This window comes from Paenibacillus tepidiphilus, from assembly GCF_008635795.1.
GTDB lineage: Bacteria > Bacillota > Bacilli > Paenibacillales > Paenibacillaceae > Paenibacillus_AQ > Paenibacillus_AQ tepidiphilus.
The window spans coordinates 59,945-84,766 of the sequence record NZ_VWRQ01000009.1 but is presented as its reverse complement, the minus strand read 5'-3'; the positions used below and the strand labels follow the sequence as shown (position 1 = coordinate 84,766).

Sequence of the window (24,822 nt, the reverse complement as noted above, 5' to 3'; positions counted from 1 at the left end):
GCCCACCCCGCCGAACCCGTTTCTCACCCCGGCGGGAGTGGGTATTTTTGCTTACAGCCTATCGTAAGTTATATCGTGCTAATTGCGGAAATTCAGGTATTTGCAATGGACTCTGATGGACTACACTACTGGGAGGAATGGAAAATGAACAAGCAGAAATGGCTGAGCGGAGTATTGGCGTTGTCACTGGGATTGGCAGGCGCTTCGGGTAGTGCGGTGGCAGCGTCTGCGGGCGCTGTAGATGGCGTAAAGACAGTCGCGGCTGTAGCCGCACCGACAGGCAAGGAAGGTCCGGCTACGATTAACAATTTAACGGTGAAGAGCATTATCCCGCTGGTGGTTCATGCCGAGAAGATTTACACTTACACCAGCCAGGGCGGCAATGTGTATGCTCCTGAGCTTGTAACGTACAACGGGACGGAGTACCGCTTTCTAATCAGTAATCTGGGCACGAAGACACAGCTGATGAATTATGTGAAGCGGGCGTTCACGCACAATGCAGCGGCCTTCTATGTATCCTCACAGTTCCTGGAGTATAAAGGACGGATGGCGCAGGTTAATGCCAATGTGGGCACTCCGCTGCATTATGATCAGGCTACGGCCCGAATGGTCTCGAAGAATGCGACCAATGCAGTATTTGAATTAACCATCCCGGTAGCAGGGGTGCAAGGAGAGACGGTAACCGCTGAGGTGAAGCTGAAGAAGGTGGAAGGGTACTGGCGGATCGACATGTCGCCGGATACGCTTTTTAGACGGGGATAAGGTCCGCGGGATATACGACACCGGCATACTTGCCTTGGTCCGTAATAATGATGCTGTCGTTTCTCATCGCTTCGGGGCGGCCGTTTGCTGCGGCTCTGGCGGCGTCAAGCGGGGTGGTGAGGTCGAGTGTCAGCGTCTGGCGGTTCATCAGCTTCGCTACCGGCTCCCGGTAGATCATATCGCTGCCCATCCGTCCGGTGGCCTTCAGGAAAAAGCGCTCGCTCATCAGCAATCCCGCCGGCTCCTGTCCGCCACTGCAGACGACGATGCATTTCGATTCCGGATGCTGGAACATGACGCGCAGGGCTTCACGGCAGGTCTGGGAAGCATTAACGGCGGGAGCGCTGCGGAGAAACGCGGAGAGTGGACTTACAGTTACGGTACTCATAATCGGTCATCCTCTCTGTATTAGGTGTCCCTCCAGTGTACAGTAGTACCGTTAACGGCAATGGCTGCATAGATCAGCGGTATGTAAAATCAATTATGCGGATGAACTGCCATACTATTCACTATCTGCGAACAACGAACAACAAACGGCTGCTCCTCCTGTCATAACAGGTGGGCAGCCGTTTGTTTATTTCCGCGTACTTCCAAGGTCAACTGTCCTTCACGCCATCCTCGACCAGCGGCTTCTTGGGGGGCTCCGGCTGCGCCGTTCGGCTCATGCCGCCGCGGTTGATGGCGATGACCCGTTTCTGGGCATGGTAGACATCGCGCGAAAGCTGCTTCTTCTCCACAGCTTTGCCGTCGACGAATTTGGTAATATAGGTCTCGACGATATAGCCGGTTTTGCCGGCTTGCAGGACACGCGTCCCGCCTTTGGGCAGCGAAGGATCGCTGACATATTTGTCGGTCGGCGGCAGCACCTCTACCGTCCGCGACTCCACGCTATAGGTGACATTGCGCGGAAAGGTGCCGAACAGCTTGACCGTCAGGCTGCGGCCCTGCACCGCAGTCTTGATAATCAGATACTTGCCGGTATTGTTGCGGAAGCGGAAATTGATGTAGCCCTGGGCAAAGGTGGCGTCCCGCCCCTTGGGCAGATAGTTGACCGGCAGGGAATGATTGCGCCGCTCGACGATCTCCAGACCCGCATGCAGGGCGGCATTGTAAAGGGTACTGGACACCTGGCAGATGCCGCCGCCCGTTCCCGGCTGCAGCTTTCCGTTGACAATGACCGGCGCTTCGCGGAAGCCGTACTCTGCCTGCGCCTTCTCAATCGCTTTACCGTAATCGAAGACGGCTCCCGGGGGCAGCACGGTACCGTTGACCGCTTTGGCGGCCGCTTCCACGTTGTAGGAGCGGCCGGGACCGCTGACACCGAGCGAGGTGCTGAATTGGGCGATCCGCCGCTCGACCCCCTGCTCCTTGAGCAGCTTCAGTGTAACCGGGGGATCTTTGACCGTCAGCGGAATCTCCAGCCGGATCACCAGAGCCTGCAGTTCTGCCGGATCTTTGAACCGGGTGGGCACAGCGGCGCGAAGAGCTTGTTCGAGCGCAGGCCAATCCACTGCGAACGAGGTCGTTTCTTCCGTATAGACTACACGATCATCTGCTGTGATCTGCCGGGTGGCGTTGACGGGGGAACCGAAGCTTTTCTGTTCCCAATCAGCACTCAGGCGCTTCTTCAGCTCCGACAGCTCCAGATGGATACCGAGCTCCCAGCGGCGGGGGAAGCTGCGGCGGGTGCGCACACGGTCCAGCAGCTCACCGGAGGTCAATGCGCCCAGGCTGCGCAGGAAGTCTTCCGCTTCGTAGGCGATTCCCGCCTTTTTCAGCGTCAGCTTCATCTCTGCCCCGTTCTGTGCCGTCAGTACCAGGGGAATTGACGCGAGCGCCGCCAATCGGGCGCGCGTCCCCTCCGCTGCCTCTTCCGCATGTAACCCGCCGATCTCCCATCCGGCCAGAGCCGTCCCTTTGGGCAAAGCCGGCGAATGGCCATATAAGTACAGCCCGCCATAGACAAGTGAGCCGGTCAGAATCAGGCTGATGATGGCAATGAGGGCGGCGTGAATTTTGGTCATGAGTGATTCTCCTTTAGAGGGGTGAATTTTTTGCTCCGGGCAAGTGCCGTATGGGCTGAAACGCTTATGAAACAACAGCCGCAGCCCGATATAATGGAGTAGCAGTGTCCTAATATCCATGTATATGTTAAGAATCGGTAAAACTTTCGGGTACTCAAGCGGTTACGAATTTGTTACAATAGATACGTCTGCGGTTTATGCATTTTATGGAAGGACCGCATTCCGCCGGCTCCATTGCGGCCTTTATGCGTACAAGTCACAACCGGGAAGTGATAGAGTTCATGATAGAAATGCAGGATGTATGGAAGACCTATCCCAACGGAACCAATGCGCTCCAAGGGGTATCCGTCAAGATTGACAGCAACGAGTTCGTGTATGTCGTCGGGCCTTCGGGTGCGGGGAAATCCACGTTCATGAAGCTGATTTATAGAGAAGAGACGCCGACCAAAGGGCAAATTTCCGTGGGCGGCTTTAACATAGGCAAGCTGAAGCCGCGCAAGATCCCGTATGTCCGCCGCAACATCGGTGTGGTATTCCAGGATTTCCGGCTGCTGCCCAAGATGACCGCCTATGAGAATGTGGCTTTTGCCATGGAAGTTATTGAGGCGCCGAAGAAGATTATCAAGAAACGCGTCAACGAGGTGCTCGATCTCGTCGGACTGCGGGCCAAAGCGAACCGTGAGCCCTCACAGCTCTCAGGCGGTGAGCAGCAGCGGATTGCGATTGCGCGGGCCATCGTCAACAATCCGTCGGTCATTGTGGCGGACGAGCCTACCGGCAATCTGGACCCCGAGACGTCATGGGGGATCATGCAGCTTCTGGATGAGATTAATTTTCGCGGGACGACCATTGTTATGGCGACGCACAACCGCGATATCGTGAACAAGATGCGCAAGCGGGTGCTGGCGATTGAGAGCGGACAGATCGTCCGGGACCAGCAGAGAGGGGAATACGGCTATGAATTTTAGAACCTTCTTGCGGCATGTGCGGGAAGGCTTCAAGAACGTATTCCGCAACGGATGGATGTCGGTGGCGTCGGTCACCTCTATCGTGGTCTCGCTGTTTGTGCTGGGTGTATTTATTTTACTCGTGCTGAATGTGAATGCTGTCGCCGACAAAGCCGACAGCCAGGTGCAGATCAACGTGCATTTGGCACTGAACATTGATCAGAGCATGATCGACACCGTTCAGAATGAAATCGGCGCTATGCCGGAGGTCAGCAAGATCGAATTCATCTCCAAAGAGCAGGGACTTAAGGAATTCCGCGAGGATATGGGGCCGGATGCGGCCGAGCTGCTGGACGGCTTCGATGTAGACAATAATCCGCTGCCGGACAAGCTGCTGGTGGAGGTTATACAGCCGACGACGGTGCCGTTTGTGTCCGAGAAGATCGAAGCACTTAACGAGAAGCACCCCGAGCAGCCGATTTTCAAAGTGAATTATGGCAAGGGCTCCGTGGAGACCCTGTTCAAAATAACACGTGCAGTGCGCAATATCGGTCTTATTTTTGTAGCCGGCTTGGCCTTGATTTCGATGTTCCTCATTTCCAATACGATCCGGGTAACGATTCTCGCCCGCCGCAAGGAAATCGGCATTATGAAGCTGGTGGGAGCGACGAATTACTTTATCCGCTGGCCGTTTTTTGTCGAGGGGGCGCTGATCGGTCTGATCGGATCTCTCGTCACCTCGGGTGTTCTGTATCTGGGCTATACGGCACTGACCAATTCCGTTCAGGGTGACCCGATGCTGGGTCTCTCACTGGTGCCTTTTGCCGATATTTGGCTGTATCTGTGCGGACTGCTGGTAGGACTCGGCGTTTTGATCGGCATTTGGGGAAGTACGGTGTCGATTCGCAAGTTTTTGAAGGTTTAAGAGACATTATGGCGAATTCATATATACATTTGGAACAAAGGATGGGGAGTGCGAGTTGAAGAAGATTGCTGCCGGATTGGCTGTTGCATTGCTGGCTGTCACTTTATGGGGACCCTCTGACGGATATGCCAAAAAGACAAGTGTAGCGGAAATCGACCAGCAGTTGAAGAAGCTGCAGCAGGAAGTGCAGGCGGCCAAGGCTGCTCAGGAGAAGGCGGCTGCAAAGACGCAGGAGGCCCAGCACTATAAGAACAAGACTACTCTCAACCTGGAATATGTGTTGTCGCAAATTGCTGAAGTGAAGGGCAAGATGGATACGACTTCCGCCAAAATCGCCAGCACGGAGCAGTCGCTGACCGCGACGGCCACCGAGCTGGACGAAGCCGAAGAGCGCGTCGAGGCGCGCAGCAAGCTGCTGGAATCCCGTGTCCGCTTAATGTATACGGACGGGGCAGTCTCCTATCTGGATGTACTGCTGTCCTCCAAGAGCTTTACCGATTTCCTGGACCGGGCCGATTCGCTCAAGATGATTGTGGATCAGGACCAGGACCTGCTTGTGCAGCATAAGCAGGACAAGCAGATTGTTATCGAGAAGAAGCAGGAGCTTGAGGGGCAATATGCCCAGGCCAAGCAGCTGTATACGGAGCTTGAAGGCCAGCGCAGCCTGCTGAAGGAGAAGGAAGCCGAGAAGCAGGAGCTCATCGCTTATTATGATGATGAAATTCAGGAGAACGGCGAAATCAGCGAGGAGCAGGAGGCCAAGCTGGTGCAGCTGGCCAGCGAACGCTCTGCACTTGAGAAGCAGAAGGATAAGCTGAAGGCGGAGGAAGCGGCGCGCAAGGCAGCCGCTGCCAAGGCTGAAGCTGCCCGCAGAGCCGCAGCCGCTGCTGCAGCCGCGAAGAAAGCAGCTGCGGCAAGCAGCGGCACCGCTTCGGTATCTTCCTCGTATATGGGCGGAAACGGCCCGTTCCTGCTGCCGGTAGGACAGGCGAGAATTTCCTCGGGTTACGGCAAACGTACGCATCCGGTGACCGGTGAAATCGGCAAGATGCATACGGGTGTAGACTTTGCAGTGCCGCAGGGAACCTCGATTCACGCTGCTGATTCCGGCACGGTGCTGGTGGCGGAATGGTGGAGCGGCTACGGGTACTGCGTCATTATTGACCATGGCGGCGGTGTGTGGACGCTGTACGGACATATCCGTGAAGGCGGCCTGAGAGTTTCAGCCGGCGACAAGGTAGATCGTGGACAAGTCATTGCAGAGTCGGGTTCAACCGGCCGTTCGACCGGACCGCATTTGCATTTCGAAGTGCGGGTAGACGGTGTTACTGTAAATCCGATGCCTTATCTGTAAATTTACGCGGCTGTAAATATAAAGCTCCTCTCCGGCATATACTGGAAGAGATGCCGTTCCTCAAGCGAACGGGACTTTTCTTTACGGTGTCAGAGGATATGAAGGGACGGTGGGAGCATCATGTTGAAGAAGAGCACTGCGGCTATTATGATTGTGGCCGCGCTGCTGTGCGGCAGCCTGCTGACCTTGGGAATAACAGGCTATGCCAATGTGTTCGGACAAGCTGCCGGGCAAGGGCTGGCGGCTGTTCTGCCAAGCACAGGCGGGCTGGAGGACAAGGAAGCGCAGAAGCTCGGCACGGCCCTGAGCCTGATTGAGGGCAACTACTATGAAGACGTGAACCGGGACAAGCTGATCGACGGAGCGGTCAACGGCATGATGGAAGCGCTGGGCGATCCATATTCCAACTATATGGGCAAGGAAACGGCTGAGAAATTCGAGGAGAGCATTGAAGGCTCCTTCTCGGGCATCGGCGCCGAGGTCTCTTCGGAGAACGGCAAGGTTGTTGTCGTCTCCCCGATCAAGGGTTCACCGGCAGAGAAGGCAGGAATTCAGGCCAAGGACATCATTCTCTCGGTCAACGGCGACACGCTGGAAGGCCTGGAGCTCAATGATGCCGTGGCCAAAATCCGCGGACCCAAGGGCAGCGAAGCGGTCCTGGAGATTCAGCGCTCCGGTTCGGCGGAGGCGTTGAAATTCACAATTGTCCGCGATGATGTGAAGCTGGAGACCGTCTATGCGACGATGGAAGAGGGCGGAGTCGGCATCATTGAAGTGACCCAATTCTCGGTGAATACGGCAGATCGCTTTAAGGAAGAGCTGGCGGCCCTGGAGAAGAAGGGCATGAAGGGCCTGGTGATCGACGTCCGCAATGACCCCGGCGGTGTGCTGCCGGTCGTGATTGAAATGGCGGAGCAATTTGTTCCTTCCGGCAAAGCGATCGTACAAGTGGAAGACAAGAACAAGCAGCGTGAGGTCAGCAATTCCAAGGGCTCCAGCAAGGATTATCCGGTGGCTGTGCTGATGAACAAAGGCAGCGCCAGCGCCTCCGAGATTCTCGCCGGCGCACTGCAGCAGTCGGCGGGAGCCAAGCTGATCGGCGAGCATTCCTTCGGTAAAGGCACAGTGCAGACCAGCTTCGACAAGCAGTTCGGCGACGGCAGCCTGCTGAAGATTACCATTGCCAAATGGCTGACGCCGGACGGTACCTGGATTCACGGCAAGGGCATCGAGCCGGATATCTCCGTGGCCCAGCCGGATTATTTCGCAGTAGCCCCTATTAACAAGAGCAACACCCTGCAGTTCAACATGAACAGCACCGACGTCAAGAACGCGCAGATCATGCTGGATGGGCTGGGCTATAAGCCGGGCCGCAAGGACGGATATTTCGATGCCGCCACGAAGAATGCGGTCAAGAAATTCCAGACGGCTTCCAAGCTGACGCCGAGCGGCATCATCGACGCCAAGACGGCGGAGGCGCTGGAAGCGGCGCTGATTAAGGTCATTCAAGACCCTACCCGTGATAACCAGCGGAATACGGCGATTGCCGAGATCCGGAAGGAGATCACGGCGGCGGCGTCGAACAAGTAGAAGGCTGAGACCCAGCCTTCTTTTTTTCTAAATAGATAGTTTGAACCATAAACAACACGCAAGGTGCGATTGCAAAGGTGCGATTGCAGTGGACTGATCCTCATGGGAAACTCTAACGTTCACTGCCGATCGAAATAGTTCGATAATCGCACACTAATTTAGCCTATTTCATGGATTTCAGCCATCTAATTCGATTATCGCCACTTAATTTGGACGAAATAGGTGGAAACATTAATTTTCACCCATTTTAAATGGTGATTATCCAACTAGGTGTGGCTTCATTCACCACATAGGTGAAATTAAGTGGCGATTTTCCAACTACAGTGTACGAAAGCGTACGAACTGGAGCTGCCCTTCGTTCAGCATAAATGTACTGAGCCGCCCATCGTTCAGTGTAAGCATACTGAACAACCCTGCGTTCAGCTAACTATACTGAACTAGTGCCAGTGGTTTCTACATCATGTTCTACATATTGGAACTCAGGCTTGCACGCCTGTGGATAAGCAGATCATAATTAACCGGAGTGAAGGAGTGTGACGGACGGTTTGAATGTGATGGCTGATTGGTTGACGACTTGGGGCACAGCGTCTTTGAAGCTGCTGATTCAGCCCTATTACTATATTGCATTGCTCTTCGTTATGTTGTACTACCGCAGACAGCTGGCGCAGGAGCGGGATCTGATCCACGTCAAGCTGCACAGCTGGGGCAAGGAAGCCTGGCTAAGAATATGGAGCGGCTTGGCAGCGGCGCTTCCGCTGTCCCTGGCCGCCGTCGGGCTTGGAATTACGCTGCCGCCCGCAGCCGTAGGTCTGATCTGGGCGGTAAGCCTCCTGCTGATGCTGTTCCGGGTACGCTACCTGTGCTTCGCCTATGCCATCGGAATACTGGGCATCGCGAAGTTCGTGCTCTCGTTCTTCCCGGATACACTGCAGAGCGGCTGGGCAGGAACGGTGGCCGGTGCGCTGCGGGCCATGGATATTCCGGCGCTGCTGGTGCTGGCGGGGCTGCTGCACCTTAGCGAGGCACTGCTGGCCCGCTGGCAGGGGGCCGCACTGGCCACGCCGCTGTTCCTTGCCGGCAAGCGCGGCAAGGTGGTCGGCGGCTACCGGCTCGAAGCCTTCTGGCCGGTGCCGCTGTTCCTGCTGCTCCCGGCGGGGCCCGGCGCCGGGGAGCTTCCCTGGCAGCCGCTGCTGGGCGGCGGCCTGGGGCTGGTCGCGCTGCCGGTGCTCATCGGCTTCAGCGACGTGACCCAGGGCCTGCTGCCTGCGCGCAAGGCCACCCGCATCTCCGGCCGGCTGGCGCTGGCCGGCCTGGCCCTGCTCGGCGGCGCTGCACTGGCCGCCTGGTGGAGCCCGCTGACGCTGCCGGCAGCGCTGCTGGCGTTGCTGCTCCGCGAAGGCCTGTTCCATTACGGCGCGCTCGAGGAGCGCGGCCTCAGTCCGGCCTTCGTGCACCCTCCCGCCGGCCGCAAGGTACTGGCGGTCCTGCCGGGCAGCCCGGCCGAGGAGCTGGGCATCCGGCCGGGCGAAGTGCTGCTGAAGGTCAACGGGATGCTGTTGACCGGTCCCGCAGCGCTGCATGAAGCGCTGCGCATGAACCCGGCCTTCTGCAAGCTGGAGGTGCAGAATCTGGCCGGTGAGAGCAAGTATCTCCAGCGTGCGATCTATGACGGCGACCACCACCAGCTCGGGATGATTCTGGCTCCGCAGAGCGATGAGCCGATTACCGCCGGTGCGAAGCCGCCTGGCATCTTCGGCATTATCGGCAGGAAGACCGGGACGCTGCGCCGCCGTCCGGCAGAGGTCAGCCTGGCCCGGGGACAGGCTGATGAGCCGGTCCGGAAGCCGGCCAAAGGCTAGTAGGCCGCTGAGGCAGAAGCCGACCGACCGGAAGATTACTGGCCGCATACATTAAAGCCTGCAGTCCGCAACAATTTGCGGACTGCAGGCTTTTTTACGGTGCGGGCGTTGAGGCAGGCAGGAGCAGATCATTGCCCCTGCCGCTGCTTCCAATAGAGAATAGCGATCTGCGTGCGGTCGCGCAGCCCGAGCTTGCCGAGAATCTCGCTGATGTAATTCTTGACCGTGCCTTCGCTGAGGAACAGCTCGGCGGCAATTTCCTTGTTGGTGTGGCCTTCGGCAATGGAAGCGACAATCGTCAGCTCCGCCTTGGTGAGCCCGTAGCTTTCCAGCGGGGCTGGCGCTTCCGGCCGGGGAGAGGACTGGAGGAAGCCCGTGAGCTTACGGGCGATGTCCGGATGAATCAGCATATTGCCTTCATGGACCGTCTTGATGCCCTGGATAATCCGGTCCGGGGGAATATTCTTCAGCAGATAGCCGCTGGCCCCGTTGCGCAGCGCCTCGATAATATATTCATCATCGTCGAAGGTGGTAAGCATCAGCACCTGAACCTGCGGAAAGGCAGACTTGATCAGGCGTGTGCCCTCCACACCGTCACAGCCCGGCATGCGGATATCCATTAATACGACGTCGGTCGGAGCCTGCTCCTGCAGCAGCGCCAGCGCTTCATGGCCGTTGCCTGCAGCACCGGTCACCTGGATCTGCGGATCGAGTCCGGCCAGTACCTTGAGGCTCTCGCGGATAAAAGGATCGTCGTCGACAATTACGATATTGATCATGGCTGGAACAAGCTCCTTTAATTACAGTAAATTTATTAATCCATCTATAGATCGGCCCTGGCGTGCCTTAGCCAATCTCCTGAATGCAGGCTACACAATCTCCCGCTGCCTGTAAACGGGAAGCCGGGTCACCACACTGAACGGCGCAGCGCCTTTGCATTCCACAGTGCCGCCGATCAGGCGGGCACGTTCCTTCATCCCCCGCATGCCCATGCCTCCACCGCCGCCGGACAAGCGCTCCAGCTCCTCCCGGCCGGGCGGCACGCCATTATTGGCTACTTCCATGATCACCTCGGCTTCGCGATAGATCAGCGTAATCCAGACGGCATCCGCCTTTCCGTGCCTGAGCGCATTCGTGATGGCTTCCCGGGCATTTTTATAGAGCACGACCTGAACACTCGGATACAGCGGATAGGCCATCCCCTGCACCTGGCAGGCTGTCTTGATCCCGGTATCGCGGCCCGTCTCTTCCAGCAGCTGGTCGAGATCATAGGTTCTTTCCAGTTTCGGGTCATGGTGAATCCGTTTGACGGCGGCGCGCATTTCGTCCATGCTGGCCGCCAGCTGGTCACGGATCTGATTCATCATGCCCAGCCCGGTCTCGGGGGAGACCGGCAGGGTGTGGATCGCCGCCTCGACCATCATTTTGACCCGGATCAGCCGGTGGCCGATATCATCGTGGAGCTGGCGGGAAATCCGGACACGTTCCTCCGTCTGGGTGGCGTTCTCGATCTGGGCGGTAAATTGCAGCAGCTGCGTCCGGGCCTCTTCCAGCTCGAAATGCTTCCGCCGCAGCTCATCGTACAGAAACAGCGTCTCTTCGCGTCCGCGTCCGGCTTTATGCAGCAGTCCATTCAGCACCCAAGCCAGCAGCAGCGTCAGGTTCATCGCCGCCCACTCCAGCAGATCGATATGATTGATGGCAAAGGCCAGGTTCAAGAAGAGCAGGTGGAGACAGGAGAGACAAACCGATGTCCGGCGCTCGCGCAGAGCGGAGTAGCTGAGCAGCGTCGAAACGGCGGGAAAAATCATCAGGAACCCGTAATGATAGCACAGCCAGGAGGAAAGAAACAGCTCGCAGGCGGCAGCCGGTACAGGCAGAAATTTCGGAATCCGTGCGCGTACCGTTACGAGCAGCAGCAGCAGCAGAAAATGGAGGGTGAACAGCTCGTAATCATAGGTATACACATAAATCGTAAGAATTGCCGGAGCGATGATAAGCCCGTAGCGCAGCAGAGTGAATTCGCGGTTCAAATCAGTTCATCCTTCGCTGTATGCCATCAATGCCTCAGGAAATTACCTGGTACAGGTTCATCTTAGCATATTTTACCGCCTGATCAGGAGATGACTTTCGTCACCTTTAGAAAATGACGCAGGCTACCTTCGCGAAATTCGTTACTGTACTACAATGATTACATCGAGAACAGGAACAGGAGTGATATGGAGATGGCGATTGCGGAACTGAGCAATGTCGTGAAGCGGTACGATCAGAAATTAACGGTGGATCATGTCAATGTCAAGATCGAGGAAGGGGAAATCTTCGGTCTGCTCGGCCCGAACGGCGCGGGCAAAAGCACAACCATCAGCATGATCTGCGGCCTCCTGGAGCCGGACGGCGGGGAGATCCTGATCGACGGGCTGTCCGTCAAGGCCAGACCGCTGGACGTCAAGAAGCGGATCGGGCTTGTGCCGCAGGAGCTCGCCTTATATGAGATGATGAGCGCTGCAGAGAATGTCGCCTTCTTCGGCAGACTGTACGGCCTGCGCGGCAAGCTGCTGAAGGAACGGGTGGAGGAGGCGCTGGCTTTTACCGGATTAAGCGACAAGGCGAAGGAGAAGCCGTCCACCTTCTCCGGCGGTATGAAGCGGCGGCTCAATATTGCCTGCGCCATTATGCACCGCCCCAAGCTGATTATTATGGATGAGCCGACGGTGGGCATTGATCCGCAATCCCGTAACCACATTCTGGAGTCGGTGAAGACGCTCAATCAGATGGGCTCCACCATCATTTACACCAGTCACTATATGGAGGAGGTCGAGGCGATCTGCGACCGGGTAGCCATTATGGATAAAGGCCATATCATTGCCTGCGGCACAGAGCAGGAGCTCCGGGAACGGGTGGCTCATGAGGAGAAGATCGTCATCAAATCCGGCGCCGGGCCGCTGGCCCCGGAACTGCTCGATGAGCTGAATCTGCACCCGCGCATCAACCGTGTGAAGACCTTGGAGGAGACGGTGGAGCTGTACTTGCCTTCCTCGCAGAGCGAGCTGCAGGATATCCTATTTATCTTCGCCAAGCACGGAGGCGTGATTGCTTCGCTGCAGATTGAAGAACCGGACCTCGAGACGCTGTTTCTGAACCTGACGGGCCGGACTTTACGGGATTAGCGAGAGGAGAGAAGAGTCATGGCAAATATATGGACGATTGCGGCGAATGAGCTGCGTATGATGTTCCGGTCGCGCTCGGTGATGCTCAATACGTTTTTGCTGCCGCTCGTGCTGATCTTTCTGCTCGGTGCGGCGTTGTCGGGTGTGGTTGGGGTAAAGGGCGATTCGAGCATTGACCCCGTGCGGGTAGCCGTTGTCTATACGGGAGGCGACCCGCAGGAGGCTTCGGCGGTAGCCGATTTTATGAAGTCGCCGGAGCTTGACGGCTATATTATTCCGGTGGAATCCTCCAGCCGGGATGAGGCGGAGAGCGGACTGAGAAACGGTAAATACGGCTACGCGGTAATAGTTCCGCAGGACTTCGACGGCAAGGTGCAGCGCGGTCAGGAAGTGAAGCTGGAATATATACTGGGGAAGAACAGCATGGACAATACGGTTGCCGGAACCGTGTTCGATAACTTCCTCGGCGCCATCAATTACCGCCAGGCGGCGGTCCAGGCACTGGGCCCGCAGGCGGCGGTGGCAGCAGCGGCCGCTGCTGAACCGGCCAGCAGCAGGGAGACAGCGGTGAAGCTGGGCGACCTGAATAACGGGGGGCAGAGTTATACGGCATCGCAATATTATGCGGCCTCCATGCTGCTGATGTTCCTGCTGTACAGCGGACTGGATGTCAGCGGATCGCTCTTCGGCGAGAAGGACCGGCATACGTTGTACCGCCTGGGCTCGACGCCGGTTACCGGACGTGAACTTTTCTTCGGCAAAATTCTCGGAATCGGCATCGTTGCGGCGCTTCAATGTGCGACGATTATTATCCTGAGCAATCTGCTGTTCGGCGTCTATTGGGGCAACCGGCCCTGGCTGCTGATTCTGTTCTGTCTGCTCATGATTGTAGTCTCCATGACCTTCTCGATCATTGTCTCCATGTTCTGCAAGACCTTGACGACCGCCAATACCATCGTTAACTTTGTCACTGTCGGAATGACGTTCCTTAGCGGCGGCATGAACCCGCTCCCGGATGAATGGGTTCACAGCGTGGGTCTCTTCACGTTCAATCACTGGGCCATGGATTCCATCATCCGGATGATGCTGCATTCGGGGCTGTCCCAGCTGCTGCCGAATTTGTGGGTCATGTCACTGATTGCGCTGGTGTTGCTCGGAGCCGCTATTTTCTCTTACCGGAAGGTGGGTTATCATGCATAAAATATTGGCAATCGCCTGGAATATGATCAAGCGGACGATCGGTTCGCGTAAAGGTCTGCTGATTCACATTCTTGTACCGTCGATCGTTGTAGCCGGAGTGATCTTCATTACCGGCGGGATGGAGGCCAGCAACCCGGTTCTGCTGTACGGCAACCGCGATGCGGGAACGGCCGGAGGCCATTTGATTGCGGAGCTGGAGCGGACGGGGGCCTATACTTTAAAAGAAGTAAAGGATGAGGCTGAACTGAAGGAAGCGGTCATTGCGCAGGAAGGCTCTGCCGGGCTGTGGATTCCCGCTGATTATACTGCCAATATATTACAGGGTAACCGGCCGCAGGTGGGGATGTATGAGCTTAGAACCAGCGAATCCTCAATTCTGGTCAAGATGAAGGTCGATACCATTGTGTCAGAAATGACAGCCGCAGCGGGTCTGATTCAAGCGGCCGATACAAGCGGTGAGGCGGATCAGACAGCGCAATTCGCCGCAGTTCTGGAGCAGGCCAGGGAGCATAATGTCGGCAGCATCCGCACGGATTATGATTTGTATCCCCGGCAGACGCTTGGGGTCGCGACCGGCATGACGCTGCTGTTTCTGATGAACCTGGTATCCAGTACAGTAACGCAGATTCTGAAGGACCGCACGGGACGGACGATGATGCGGATGTTCAGCGCTCCGGTGCGCGCCTATGAGATTACCCTTGGGAACTTTCTAGGCAGCTGCATGGTCGGAGTGATTCAGATTCTCGTCGTGCTGGTGCTCGGCAAATGGGTGCTCCGCTACGACTACGAGGTACCGATGACCTTCTATTTCCTGGTGCTGGCGACCTTTATGCTGGTGGCAATGGGGATCGCCTCTACCATTGCCGGGCTCTTGCGCAATCCGAAGAATGCCGGCATGATTAATATGCTGATTCTCACGCCTACCTGCATGCTCGGCGGCTGCTTCTGGCCGCTGTCCATTATGCCGGAATATATGCAGAAGGCAGCCAACTTCGTTCCGCAGAAGTGGGCGATCCAGGCGGTGGATCTGGCTTCGACCGGCGGCGGCTGGGATGTGCTCTGGCAGCCCTTCGCTGTGCTGGGACTGATGGCGGCGATTCTGCTGGTCATCGGCTCCTCGGTGATGCGCCCAAGCGAGGCGAGTATCGGGGTTTAGCCGGGATTGCATGGTTCAAAGCGGCTTCCCGGCTACAATCGCAGCTATCTGTGCAGCCGACCCAAAGGCTTTTACCAGAAGGATACGGTTTACAGCCGGTGACTTTACCGGTATAATTATTCGTAATTGAACTGAATAAAATGATCCTTTTAGGAGGAGCCTGTCACCAAGGGCTCCTTTTTGTCTTTTTTGGGTCAAGGGGGCCCTTCCGTTCAGTTCCGACAGCTTAGAGAAGGAGGGGATGCCCCCAATGGAATTCATTCTGACGCTTATGCTTATTCTGTTGTTCACGAAGTTGGCCGGCGATCTTTCGGTGCGCTTGGGCCAGCCTGCCGTCCTCGGCAAGCTGCTTGCCGGGATCATCCTGGGTCCGGCGGTACTCGGCTGGGTGCAGGACGGCGAATTCATTCATTACATGTCCGAGATCGGCGTGCTGCTCCTGATGTTCATTGCCGGGCTGGAGACGGATCTGGAGCAGCTGCGGCGCAACTGGAAGTCGGCGGTCGCGGTTGCCGTGGGCGGTATTGTACTGCCGTTTCTCGGAGGGCTGGGGATCGGTGAGGCCTTTGGCTTCGCATACCACAACTCCCTGTTTCTTGGAGTGGCGCTGAGTGCGACATCGGTCAGTATTTCTGTACAGGTGCTGAAAGAGATGGACCGGCTGAATTCACCGGAAGGCACGACGATACTCGGTGCCGCTGTGGTCGATGATATTCTCGTCGTCATTTTGCTGGCCGTGCTGATGAGCTTTTTTGGCACCGGGAGTGATATTTCATTAAGTCTGCTGATCGGCAAAAAAGTGATCTTCTTCGCGGTTGCACTGCTGTTCGCCTGGCTGCTGGTGCCGCGGATAATGAAGTGGTTCGCTCCGCTTCGCGTAACGGAAACCACGGTCACGGCTGCGCTGATTATCTGCTTCGCCTATGCCTATTTCGCCGAGCGCATGGGAATGGCCGGTATCATTGGATCGTTTATGGCCGGCATCGCCATCGCTCAGACTTCATTTAAGCATGTGGTGGAGACCAAGGTCGAGCCGATCGCCTATTCACTGTTTGTGCTGGTCTTCTTCGTCAGCATCGGCCTTAGCGTAACCTTTGAAGGGATTGGGCAGCAGATCGGCTTTGTCGTGATCCTGTTTGTGGCTTCCGTACTGGCCAAATTGCTTGGCGGCGGAATGGGGGCGCGGCTGACCGGGTTTAGTATGCGTTCTTCCGCGATAATCGGTGCGGGTATGGTGTCGCGGGGCGAAGTTGCGCTGATCATTGCCGCCACCGGGCTGGAGAGCGGACTGCTGGTCCCGGAATATTTCACCTCGGTCATCATTGTGGTGATATTGACCACACTGGTCACGCCTCCGCTGCTGAAGGCTTTGTTCCGTGCACCGAAGGAAGCGCGGATAGCTGAGAAGATGTAGGCGCAGATTTTGGCCGTCCGCCAGGTACAAGTGAATACCAGGAAGCCATTCCATCCGGAATGGCTTTTTGGCATGGCCGGTTCTGCCCAGGGAACGACTCCGAAATCCGCCTGCGGACGGAGACGGAAACCGTGCGCCGGAAGGTGTTGGCGGAGGCATTCTGCCACTACACTTAATCAAGGAAAAGAAAGATACATACGGGGATTAGAATTCAATATCAGATTGGGGAATGGAGGAGTGAAGGATGGCCTGGTTATCGAAATGGTCGTTCGGCTACAAATACACTGCGGGTATTCTTGCGCTGACGGCTCTATTAATGGGGGTACTCCATTATACCTCGCTGCCGATGGAGTTTACGCCGGAAGCAGGCCGGCGGCTGGGCGGCGGCACAGGGCAGGAGACAGGGCAGAATATCCGGCATGCGGTAAAAACAGACGTGAATGGAACGGGTGAAAGACAGAAGTGGAGCGGGGAGAAACCGCATTGGAGCGGACCGGAAACCATTGAGAGGCTCGCTCTTACTGAATAAAAGAAACGGGCCATCCCGTAAGCCCGACAGGCTTTGGAAGGGATGGCCCGTTCAGTTCGAGACGAACATCATCGGTATGCGGCTAAGGCTCTGTGGACGGTCCGGGGTCAGTTCCCCGTGCTCTCATACCTTGACAGGCCGAAGCGGAAGATGCCGTAGGAAGCGAAGGCCATGGCTATGGCCGCTACAGGTGCGAGCATCCACCAGCCGGACCATTCGCTTTTGCCGAAAATATAAGTGGCAGGAAAGAAGCTGATAAAGGCATAAGGCAGGATCGTAGAAATCAATATCCGGATGGCCTGCGGGAACAGGGTAATCGGGTACTTCGCCAGATCGGCCAGGTTATGCACCATCAGCGGGAAGGCATTGCCGGCATTGCGGATCCAGAAGGCGGCAGAATTGCCGGCCAGGTTGATCGCCACCCGGATAATGACGGCGGTCACCAGCAGCAGTACGATCACCGCCGCTTTGCCGGCAGTCCATTCCACCTGGCCATGCGCCAGCGACTGCCAGATAATCACTCCGCCGATCAGCAGGTTGCCGAGGCCATTGATGCCGATCCCAGTGCAGAACACCTGCAGCACCACCGGCACCGGCCGCAGCAGGTAGCGGTCCATTTCCCCGAAGTTCACCAGCCTCGCCATGCGCCAGGTCCCCTCGAAGAACAAGGAGGCTACGCCTTCAGTCAGAAAGATCATCGCATACATAAACGTGACCTCCCAGAACTGCCAGCCGTTGATATCGGGAATGCGGTCATAAATGACCCATAAGAATATAAAACCGAGTACCTGGGTCAGCGCCGCGGAGCACATCAGGATATAGAAGTCCTTGTTGTATTCCAGAATGGCCTTCAGCTGCTGCACATAGAGCCTCCGGTACAAATAAAACATCCGCCCTAAGGACATGGATTTCCCTCCCTGTGATTTATCCGCCATGAATGGTCACCTGCCGGACGGCCCAGCTCCACATGGCTTTGCCGGCCAGCCAGAGCAGGATGCCCCAGAACCACTGCAAGCCGATCAGCGAGAGGCTCTCCCAGGTTCCGGCCTGCTCCAGAAAGATCATCGTCGGTGTATGAATAATGCTCTGAAACGGCAGCACCAGAGCCAGACGCTCCAGCCAGTCCGGGAAGAAAGCCAGCGGCACCAGCGCACCGGACAGCAGATTGGTCAGGGCAATCCGGGTCCAGACAATGCCCATGGAGCCGGTGGACCAGAAGCAGACCAGCGCCGCGAGATACACAATGCCGAATTTGACCAGCACTGCCCCCAGCAGACTGAAGATAAACAGTACATAGACAAGGGCAGAGTCCGGAAACGCGATGCCGGTGATGCATAGGGCGAACACGGTAATCAGAATCAGGCTTTGCGCCCCTTCAAACAGGCTGGAGCCCAGCGTCTCCGCGAAGCGCGCACTTTGAAAGTCAATTGGTTTTAGCAGGTCGACAGCTACGCTGCCGTCGAGGATTTTGCCGGAGATGGCTGTCTCGGAGTACCAGGACAATACGGAGTTGGCCAGAAAGGTGACCAGCAAATAAGTCTTCATCTGATCCCATGTGTAGCCGCCCACCTCGATCCGGCCGCTATAAATCCCTTTCCATAAGAAGTAAATCGCCAGCAGGTTGATGGTACCTGCCAGAAAATTAATGACATAGGAATTCCGGTAGGCCAGCACATTCTGCAGGGAACGGTTGGCGATGCTGCGGTACATTTTAAGCCTGGCTGTGGGCATGACTCTGTGCCACCTCCCCGCTTTCGGCGTGATTCAGCTCCAGATTGCCGTCGTAGACTGCCTTGATCACCTGCTCAATCCCCGTCTCCTCCATGCGGAAGTCGACGACTTCCCCCTGACGCATCACACGGCTGACGACATCGCTGGCCGTGTATTCGTACCGGTCGAACGCTACAGAGAATTCCAGCTCGCTCTGCTGTACCAGCTTCATGCCGGGCGTGGCAGCAAGCTGCTCCATCAGGAGCGGCAGCGGCTCGGCTATCTGGAAGAAGATCAACCGGTTTCGGGCGAACCGCGACTTGACCTCGCTCAGGCTGCCGTCATAAATAATGGACCCGTGGTCGATGATGACCAGACGCTTGCAGAGGTCCTCGATATCGCCGAGATCATGGGTGGTCAGCATGACGGTGGTCTGCTGCTCTTCGTTAATTTTTTTAATGAACTCGCGGATCTTCTGCTTCACGGATACATCGAGACCGATGGTGGGCTCATCCAGGTACAGGATCGGCGGATTATGTAAGAGCGCGGCTGCGAGATCGGCACGCATGCGCTGGCCGAGCGACAGCTTGCGGGCGGAGAGGTGAATGAATTCATCCATACCCAGCAGCTCGATGAATTGATCCAGGTTGCGGCGGTACACCGCTTCGGGGATATGGTAGATATCCTTCAGCAGCGAGAACGATTCGACAATCGGGATATCCCACCACAGCTGGGTGCGCTGGCCGAAGACGGCGCCGATCTGGGCGGCGTTCTCCATTCTTTTTTTGTAAGGATTGATACCGTTTACAGAAATGCTGCCTGCCGAAGGGGCCAGAATGCCGGTCAGCATCTTAATCGTGGTCGATTTGCCGGCACCGTTCGGTCCGACATACGCTACCGTTTCACCGGCCTCCACGCTGAGGTTCAGCGGCTTCACCGCCACCTTCTCGATATGCTTCGGGAACAGCAGATGCTTGAACGCACCCGCAAGACCCGGTTCCTTCACAGCCTGCATGAAGGACTTGGACAGCTCTTTGGCTTCGATAATACTCAAGACGCGAACCTCCCTTTAATAGCTTTTTCACATCTCCAAAGACATGCCTAGTCAATATAGCACTCCAGCTTTGTCGAAAACTAGCGGATTATAGCGAGAAAGCAAATTTATTTGCAGCGGAACATAGGAAGGGAAGACGCCGGCAGCGTATATTTACTTTGTTTATGGTTTGCGGTAAAATTTAGAGTGGATTTTTTTACAGGAATATACATAATAGAATAATCAATCGTTGTTTATGTCAAAATACGGTCTGGCGAGGGGGGAATGGGTTGAACACTTCATTTACAGACCGCAAAGCCTGGTGTACGCCGGGGGATCTGAATTTCCAGCCGTTAATGCCTGCAGTCCAGAAGAGAGGCGCTTCCACAGATACTCTGCAGCATGCCTACCATCATGCTATGATCCAGTTAATCCGCAAGGAGATTGCCGATATTGAAAGATACATATCTATTCCGCACGCTTTTTTTCTGACAGATTCATCCGGACGGCTACTGGAGTTCTCCAGCTCCTCCCTTGACATCCAGGCCGAAATGGAGCAAATAGGTTTTAGCATCGGCAAGAGCCTCTCTGCAGACCACGCCGGCTTGAATGCGGTCTCGCTGTCCATGGAAATGAACCGGATGGCTGTGGTGAAGGGGGCGGAGCACTCCAATCCGGCTTTGCAGAGCTGGAATTGCGTCTGTGCGCCGGTTCATCTGGACGGAATGGTCCGGGGCTATCTGGATATTTCTTTTCATCAGGGACAGCAAATTGAATTCGCCATTCCGTTCGTCCGGCAAATCGTCTCCAGCATTGCGGGCAAGTGGCTGAACCATACCCCGGATCTGCAGCGCTGCAGTCAGGAAATCCTGTTCCTGCAATACCGGCTGACGGCCCGGGAGCGGGATGTGGCCCATTTGTGGTCCCACGAGAAGAGTGCGCTCTACATTTCCAATGAGCTGGGGATTAGTGAAGGCACGGTCCGGAACATGGTGAAGAGTATCTACTTAAAGATGAAGGTGAACGACCGGTCGCAATTTGTGAAGAGACTGGTACGGTCTTCGGGGGATGAAATGTAACGTATTTATACATAGAGGTTGTCTATACGACTCAAAGAACGGGTGTACTTTCCTTGACCAGGAGAGTACACCCGTTGCTGTTTAATCTAACCGGTATGCAGATATTGGGAGCCTTACGCAAAGCGCCAATATGGGTTGTTATTTAGCCGCAGGCGCAGTTCAGCACCGGCTTGCGGGCCGCCTGCGTCTCGTCGAGCCGGCTAATCTCCGTCGTATGCGGAGCGTTGATGACAATCTCCGGCGTTTCCTGCGCTTCTCTAACGATCTGAATCATCGTGTCAATAAAGCCGTCCAGCGTTTCTTTGCTTTCGGTTTCGGTCGGCTCAATCATCATGCATTCCTCAACGGTCAGCGGGAAGTAGACGGTCGGCGGATGGTAACCGAAGTCAAGCAGCCGTTTGGCCACATCCAGTGTCCGTACGCCGTACTGCTTCAGATTGCGGCCGGACATGACGAATTCATGCTTGCAGACGCCCGGATACGGGATTTCAAAATATGGCGCCAGCCGGTGCATCATATAATTGGCGTTCAGCACGGCATTCTCGGATACTTCGCGCAGGCCTTCGGGACCATAAGTGCGGATGTAGGCATAAGCCCGCACAAGGATGCCGAAGTTGCCGTAGTAAGCCTTCACGCGTCCAATCGACTCCGGTCCGCCTGAATGCAGCGAGAAGCTGCCGTCTTCATTCCGGACTACGGTCGGCTGCGGCAGGAACGGAATCAGCTTCGCCTTTACACCGACCGGACCGGCGCCCGGGCCGCCGCCGCCGTGCGGGGTGCTCATCGTCTTGTGCAGATTCAGGTGCACGACGTCAAAGCCCATATCGCCGGGGCGGGTGATGCCCATAATCGCGTTGGAGTTGGCACCGTCGTAGTAGAGCAGGCCACCCGCTTCATGCACGATGGACGCGATCTCGACAATTTGCGTTTCGAACAATCCCAGTGTGCTCGGGTTGGTCAGCATCAGGGCGGCGGTGTCGCTGCCGACCGCCGCCTTCAATGCTTCCAGATCGACCATTCCCAGAGCATTGGACGGAATCGTCACGGTGTCGAGACCGGCGGCTGCGGCACTGGCCGGGTTCGTGCCGTGCGAGGAATCGGGCACGATGACCTTGGTGCGGGTCTCGCCGCGGCTCTCATGGTAGGCGCGGATCATCATCAGGCCGGTCCATTCACCGTGGGCGCCGGCGGCCGGCTGCAGGGAGACGGCATCCATGCCGGTCAGGGCGGCGAGGTCCTGCTGCAGGGTGTACATCAGCTCCAGTGCGCCTTGAAGGCTCTCTTCCGGCTGGTAGGGATGAATCTTGGACAGGCCGGGGAAGCGGGCAACATCCTCGTTGATCTTCGGATTATATTTCATCGTGCAGGAGCCCAGCGGATAAAATCCGTTGTCGACGCCGAAATTGCGGCGGGAGAGGGCGGTATAGTGGCGGATGACATCGACCTCCGACACTTCCGGCAGCACCGCCGGCTCGCTGCGCAGAAGTCCGGCGGGAATCAGGCTTTCCAGGGCTTCACCCTGCGGTACGTCACAGACGGGCAGAGAGTAGGCCGAGCGTCCGGGGCGGCTCAGCTCGAAGATCAGACTTTGTTCCGGTTTCATAGACAGCCCTCCAGTGCGCTCGCGAATTGGTCGATTTCGGTCTTGCTTCTCTTCTCGGTAACGGCAATCAGCATATGTCCGGCCAGCTCGGGATAATCACGGCCGAGGTCGTAGCCGCCGAGAATACCGGCCTTCAGCAATTGTCTATTAATTTCTGGGATATTTGCGCCTTCCGGCAGCTTCACGACGAATTCATTGAAGTAAGGTGCAGTAAAGGCAGCTTCGGCTCCGCTGATTCCGGCGAGCTTGCCAGCGGCATAACGGCTCTTGCGGATGTTCAGCTCGCCGACCTCGCGCATGCCTTCCTTGCCCATGATGGACAGGTAGACCGATGCGCACAGCGCCAGCAGCGCCTGGTTGGAGCAGATATTCGACGTCGCCTTCTCGCGGCGGATATGCTGCTCGCGCGCCTGCAGCGTCAGCACGAAGCCGCGTTTGCCGTTCTTGTCGACCGTCTGGCCGACGATGCGGCCCGGCATGCGGCGCATCAGATGCTCGGCGACGGCGAAGAAGCCGCAGGTCGGCCCGCCGAGCGAAGCCGGGATGCCGAGCGGCTGCGCATCACCGACCACGATGTCGGCGCCGAGCTTGCCCGGCGTCTCCAGCACCCCGAGCGCCAGCGGGTTCGCGCTGACGACGAGCAGGCCCTTGGCCGCGTGAATCAGCGGCTCCATGGCCGCGAGGTCTTCAATCGCGCCGAAGAAGTTCGGCGATTGAAGTAGCACGGCCGCCGTCTCGCCGTCGATGGCGGCGGCGAGCTGCTCCTGGTCGGTTACACCGTTCCTGTAACCGACCTCGACAATGCTCAGCCCCAGCGCGTGGGCTGAGGTGGCCAGCACCTGGCGCGCCTCCGGATGCACGGTGCGGGAGACGACCAGCTTCTTGCGCTTGGTCGCTCCCGAAGCCAATACAGCCGCCTCCGCAAAGGCTGTAGCTCCGTCGTACATGCTCGCGTTGGCGACCTTCATGCCGGTCAGCTCGCAGATATAGGACTGAAATTCGAAGATGGCCTGCAGTTCGCCCTGGCTGATCTCCGGCTGATAAGGCGTATAAGCGGTATAGAATTCCGAACGGGAAATGACATGGTTGATCACGACCGGAATGTGATGGTCATAGAGTCCGGCGCCCAGGAAGCTGGTGTGGGTGTCGAAGTTCGCGTTTTTGTCCGCCAGCTCCTTCATGTGGCGCAGGAGTGCGTATTCATCGAGCGCTTCCGACATCGGCAGCGTGCCCTGATATCGGACCTGCTGCGGGATGTCGGCGAACAGCTCCTCTACGGACTGAATGCCGACGGCCTCCATCATTTCCTGGCGGTCCTGCTCGGTCATGGGCAGATAGCGGTGCTTCATTGCGGGTTCACTCCTTGGCTCTTTTTGTAGAACGGCGCCTTGACTACGGCCGCTTTCAACTGCTTGCCGCGAATCTCAACGTATACTTCGGTGCCGATGGCGGCATAGGCGGCGTCCAGCAGTGCCAGCCCCAAATTGCGCTTCAGCGTCGGCGACTGAGTCCCGGTGGTGATCTCGCCGATCTTCACGCCGCCCGCGTAGACCGGATAGTGGGTGCGCGGGATGCCGCGGTCGATCATCTCCAGGCCGACGAGGCGGCGGGGAAGTCCCGCTTCCTTCTGCGCAAGCAGGGCGCTGCGGCCGATGAAGTCCGCTTTGTCCAGCTTCACGAAGAACTGGACGCCTGCTTCGAGCGGCGTAATGTCCGCCGCCAGCTCCTGGCCGTACAGCGGCAGCTTGGCCTCGAAGCGCAGCGTGTCGCGGGCGCCGAGACCGGCGGGCGTCAGGCCATGCGGCTCGCCTGCAGTGAGCAGGCCGTTCCAGAGCGCTTTCGCAGTGCCGGCGGAAGCGTACAGCTCAAAGCCGTCCTCGCCGGTATATCCGGTACGGGAGAGCAGCACGGATACGCCGCAGACTTCGGCATGCTCGATAAAGTGAAAGGGGTTCAGTTCATTCAGGGGGGAAGGGGTGACGGACTGGAGAATCGTTTCGGCCAGTGGGCCTTGCAAAGCGAGCAAAACCGTCTCGTCCGAGACATTCGTCAGGCTGACGCCGCTGAATTCGGCGGTGAGATGCTCCTGCAGCCACTGGAAATCCTTGTCGATGTTAGAGGCGTTCACGACAAGCATATAACGCTCTTCGCCGAGGCGGTATACGAGAAGGTCATCGACGACACCGCCGGAAGGATAGCACATCAGCGTATATTGTGCCGCACCGTCCGTCAGCTTGGATACGTCGTTGGTGGTCATCTTCTGCAGGAACGCTTCGGCGCCGCTGCCCTCCGCGATGAACTCGCCCATATGCGAGACATCGAACAGGCCTGCCTGCCGGCGTACCGCTTCATGCTCCTTCACAATGCCGGTGAACTGCACCGGCAGCTCCCAGCCGCCGAAATCGATACAGCGGGCTTCTGCAAAGGCGGAATAAAATTCATAAAAAGGCGTTCTCTTCAAAGCATCCAT

The 24,822-nt window shown here is 57.0% G+C and carries 22 protein-coding genes; 12 read left to right on the top strand and 10 right to left on the bottom strand.

From position 1 onward, the window contains the following. Positions 1 to 144: 144 nt before the first annotated feature. Positions 145 to 762, top strand: coding sequence for a DL-endopeptidase inhibitor IseA family protein (locus tag F1379_RS13490; protein WP_162551156.1), 618 nt, complete (start codon positions 145 to 147; stop codon positions 760 to 762). Here the strand turns inward: F1379_RS13490 and F1379_RS13485 are convergent. Both F1379_RS13485 and F1379_RS13480 read right to left on the bottom strand, forming a co-directional pair. Continuing rightward, positions 749 to 1,150: a CBS domain-containing protein gene (locus F1379_RS13485; protein WP_150270447.1), complete on the bottom strand. Its 402-nt coding sequence runs from the start codon at positions 1,148 to 1,150 to the stop codon at positions 749 to 751. The two genes, F1379_RS13490 and F1379_RS13485, sit on opposite strands and share 14 nt — an antisense overlap. A gap of 208 nt (positions 1,151 to 1,358) precedes the next feature. Continuing rightward, a complete protein-coding gene (locus F1379_RS13480; RefSeq protein WP_150270445.1) occupies positions 1,359 to 2,786 on the bottom strand; it encodes a VanW family protein in 1,428 nt (475 codons plus the stop codon). A gap of 281 nt (positions 2,787 to 3,067) precedes the next feature. Here F1379_RS13480 and ftsE point away from each other — a divergent pair, with 281 nt between their 5' ends. The 5 genes from ftsE to F1379_RS13455 all read left to right on the top strand — a co-directional run bounded on the left by ftsE (position 3,068) and on the right by F1379_RS13455 (position 9,461). After that, the gene (gene ftsE / locus F1379_RS13475; RefSeq protein ID WP_150270443.1) at positions 3,068 to 3,754 is read left to right on the top strand and encodes a cell division ATP-binding protein FtsE; all 687 of its coding nucleotides are present in this window, start codon (positions 3,068 to 3,070) and stop codon (positions 3,752 to 3,754) included. Further along, on the top strand, positions 3,744 to 4,658 hold the full coding sequence (gene ftsX / locus F1379_RS13470) for a permease-like cell division protein FtsX (RefSeq protein ID WP_150270441.1): 915 nt from the start codon (positions 3,744 to 3,746) through the stop codon (positions 4,656 to 4,658). Before ftsE ends, ftsX begins: the two co-directional genes overlap by 11 nt. A gap of 55 nt (positions 4,659 to 4,713) precedes the next feature. Beyond that, positions 4,714 to 6,012: a murein hydrolase activator EnvC family protein gene (locus F1379_RS13465; protein ID WP_150270439.1), complete on the top strand. Its 1,299-nt coding sequence runs from the start codon at positions 4,714 to 4,716 to the stop codon at positions 6,010 to 6,012. 120 nt (positions 6,013 to 6,132) lie between these two features. Continuing rightward, positions 6,133 to 7,602, top strand: a complete 1,470-nt coding sequence (locus F1379_RS13460; RefSeq protein ID WP_150270437.1) for a S41 family peptidase — start codon at positions 6,133 to 6,135, stop codon at positions 7,600 to 7,602. Positions 7,603 to 8,156: 554 nt separating this feature from the next. Beyond that, complete coding sequence (locus tag F1379_RS13455) at positions 8,157 to 9,461, top strand: PDZ domain-containing protein (RefSeq protein ID WP_150270671.1); 1,305 nt, start codon at positions 8,157 to 8,159, stop codon at positions 9,459 to 9,461. A 128-nt stretch (positions 9,462 to 9,589) separates the two neighbouring features. Here the strand turns inward: F1379_RS13455 and F1379_RS13450 are convergent, their stop codons facing one another. Together F1379_RS13450 and F1379_RS13445 are read right to left on the bottom strand one after the other, a co-directional pair. Next, positions 9,590 to 10,240 (bottom strand): response regulator transcription factor, encoded by a 651-nt coding sequence (locus F1379_RS13450; protein ID WP_150270435.1) that lies wholly within the window; start codon positions 10,238 to 10,240, stop codon positions 9,590 to 9,592. Positions 10,241 to 10,330: 90 nt separating this feature from the next. Further along, positions 10,331 to 11,494: a sensor histidine kinase gene (locus tag F1379_RS13445; protein WP_150270433.1), complete on the bottom strand. Its 1,164-nt coding sequence runs from the start codon at positions 11,492 to 11,494 to the stop codon at positions 10,331 to 10,333. A 192-nt stretch (positions 11,495 to 11,686) separates the two neighbouring features. Here F1379_RS13445 and F1379_RS13440 point away from each other — a divergent pair, with 192 nt between their 5' ends. The 5 genes from F1379_RS13440 to F1379_RS13420 all read left to right on the top strand — a co-directional run bounded on the left by F1379_RS13440 (position 11,687) and on the right by F1379_RS13420 (position 16,927). Beyond that, positions 11,687 to 12,628, top strand: coding sequence for an ABC transporter ATP-binding protein (locus tag F1379_RS13440; protein WP_150270431.1), 942 nt, complete (start codon positions 11,687 to 11,689; stop codon positions 12,626 to 12,628). Between the two features lie 18 nt (positions 12,629 to 12,646). Then, positions 12,647 to 13,828, top strand: a complete 1,182-nt coding sequence (locus F1379_RS13435; RefSeq protein ID WP_150270429.1) for an ABC transporter permease — start codon at positions 12,647 to 12,649, stop codon at positions 13,826 to 13,828. Beyond that, entirely contained in the window at positions 13,821 to 14,984 is a 1,164-nt protein-coding gene (locus tag F1379_RS13430) for an ABC transporter permease (RefSeq protein ID WP_150270427.1), read from the top strand. The genes F1379_RS13435 and F1379_RS13430 overlap by 8 nt, the downstream gene beginning before the upstream one ends. Positions 14,985 to 15,234: 250 nt before the next feature. Further along, positions 15,235 to 16,398, top strand: coding sequence for a cation:proton antiporter (locus F1379_RS13425; protein ID WP_150270425.1), 1,164 nt, complete (start codon positions 15,235 to 15,237; stop codon positions 16,396 to 16,398). Between the two features lie 244 nt (positions 16,399 to 16,642). Then, positions 16,643 to 16,927, top strand: a complete 285-nt coding sequence (locus F1379_RS13420; RefSeq protein WP_150270423.1) for a hypothetical protein — start codon at positions 16,643 to 16,645, stop codon at positions 16,925 to 16,927. Positions 16,928 to 17,034: 107 nt separating this feature from the next. Here the strand turns inward: F1379_RS13420 and F1379_RS13415 are convergent, their stop codons facing one another. From F1379_RS13415 to F1379_RS13405, 3 genes are read right to left on the bottom strand one after another with little or no spacing between them, the layout of a single operon-like run. After that, positions 17,035 to 17,862: an ABC transporter permease gene (locus F1379_RS13415; RefSeq protein ID WP_239004664.1), complete on the bottom strand. Its 828-nt coding sequence runs from the start codon at positions 17,860 to 17,862 to the stop codon at positions 17,035 to 17,037. Then, entirely contained in the window at positions 17,852 to 18,658 is an 807-nt protein-coding gene (locus F1379_RS13410) for an ABC transporter permease (protein ID WP_150270421.1), read from the bottom strand. Before F1379_RS13410 ends, F1379_RS13415 begins: the two co-directional genes overlap by 11 nt. Continuing rightward, complete coding sequence (locus F1379_RS13405; protein WP_150270419.1) at positions 18,639 to 19,691, bottom strand: ABC transporter ATP-binding protein; 1,053 nt, start codon at positions 19,689 to 19,691, stop codon at positions 18,639 to 18,641. The genes F1379_RS13410 and F1379_RS13405 overlap by 20 nt, the downstream gene beginning before the upstream one ends. Before the next feature lie 269 nt (positions 19,692 to 19,960). Between F1379_RS13405 and F1379_RS13400 the strand changes: the two genes are divergently transcribed. After that, positions 19,961 to 20,749, top strand: a complete 789-nt coding sequence (locus F1379_RS13400) for a helix-turn-helix domain-containing protein (RefSeq protein ID WP_150270417.1) — start codon at positions 19,961 to 19,963, stop codon at positions 20,747 to 20,749. A 142-nt stretch (positions 20,750 to 20,891) separates the two neighbouring features. Here the strand turns inward: F1379_RS13400 and gcvPB are convergent, their stop codons facing one another. The 3 genes from gcvPB to gcvT are packed head-to-tail and all read right to left on the bottom strand — an operon-like array spanning position 20,892 to position 24,822. Next, on the bottom strand, positions 20,892 to 22,352 hold the full coding sequence (gene gcvPB, locus F1379_RS13395) for an aminomethyl-transferring glycine dehydrogenase subunit GcvPB (protein WP_150270415.1): 1,461 nt from the start codon (positions 22,350 to 22,352) through the stop codon (positions 20,892 to 20,894). Continuing rightward, positions 22,349 to 23,701, bottom strand: coding sequence for an aminomethyl-transferring glycine dehydrogenase subunit GcvPA (gcvPA, locus tag F1379_RS13390; RefSeq protein WP_150270413.1), 1,353 nt, complete (start codon positions 23,699 to 23,701; stop codon positions 22,349 to 22,351). The genes gcvPB and gcvPA overlap by 4 nt, the downstream gene beginning before the upstream one ends. Next, complete coding sequence (gene gcvT, locus F1379_RS13385; RefSeq protein ID WP_150270411.1) at positions 23,698 to 24,822, bottom strand: glycine cleavage system aminomethyltransferase GcvT; 1,125 nt, start codon at positions 24,820 to 24,822, stop codon at positions 23,698 to 23,700. Before gcvT ends, gcvPA begins: the two co-directional genes overlap by 4 nt.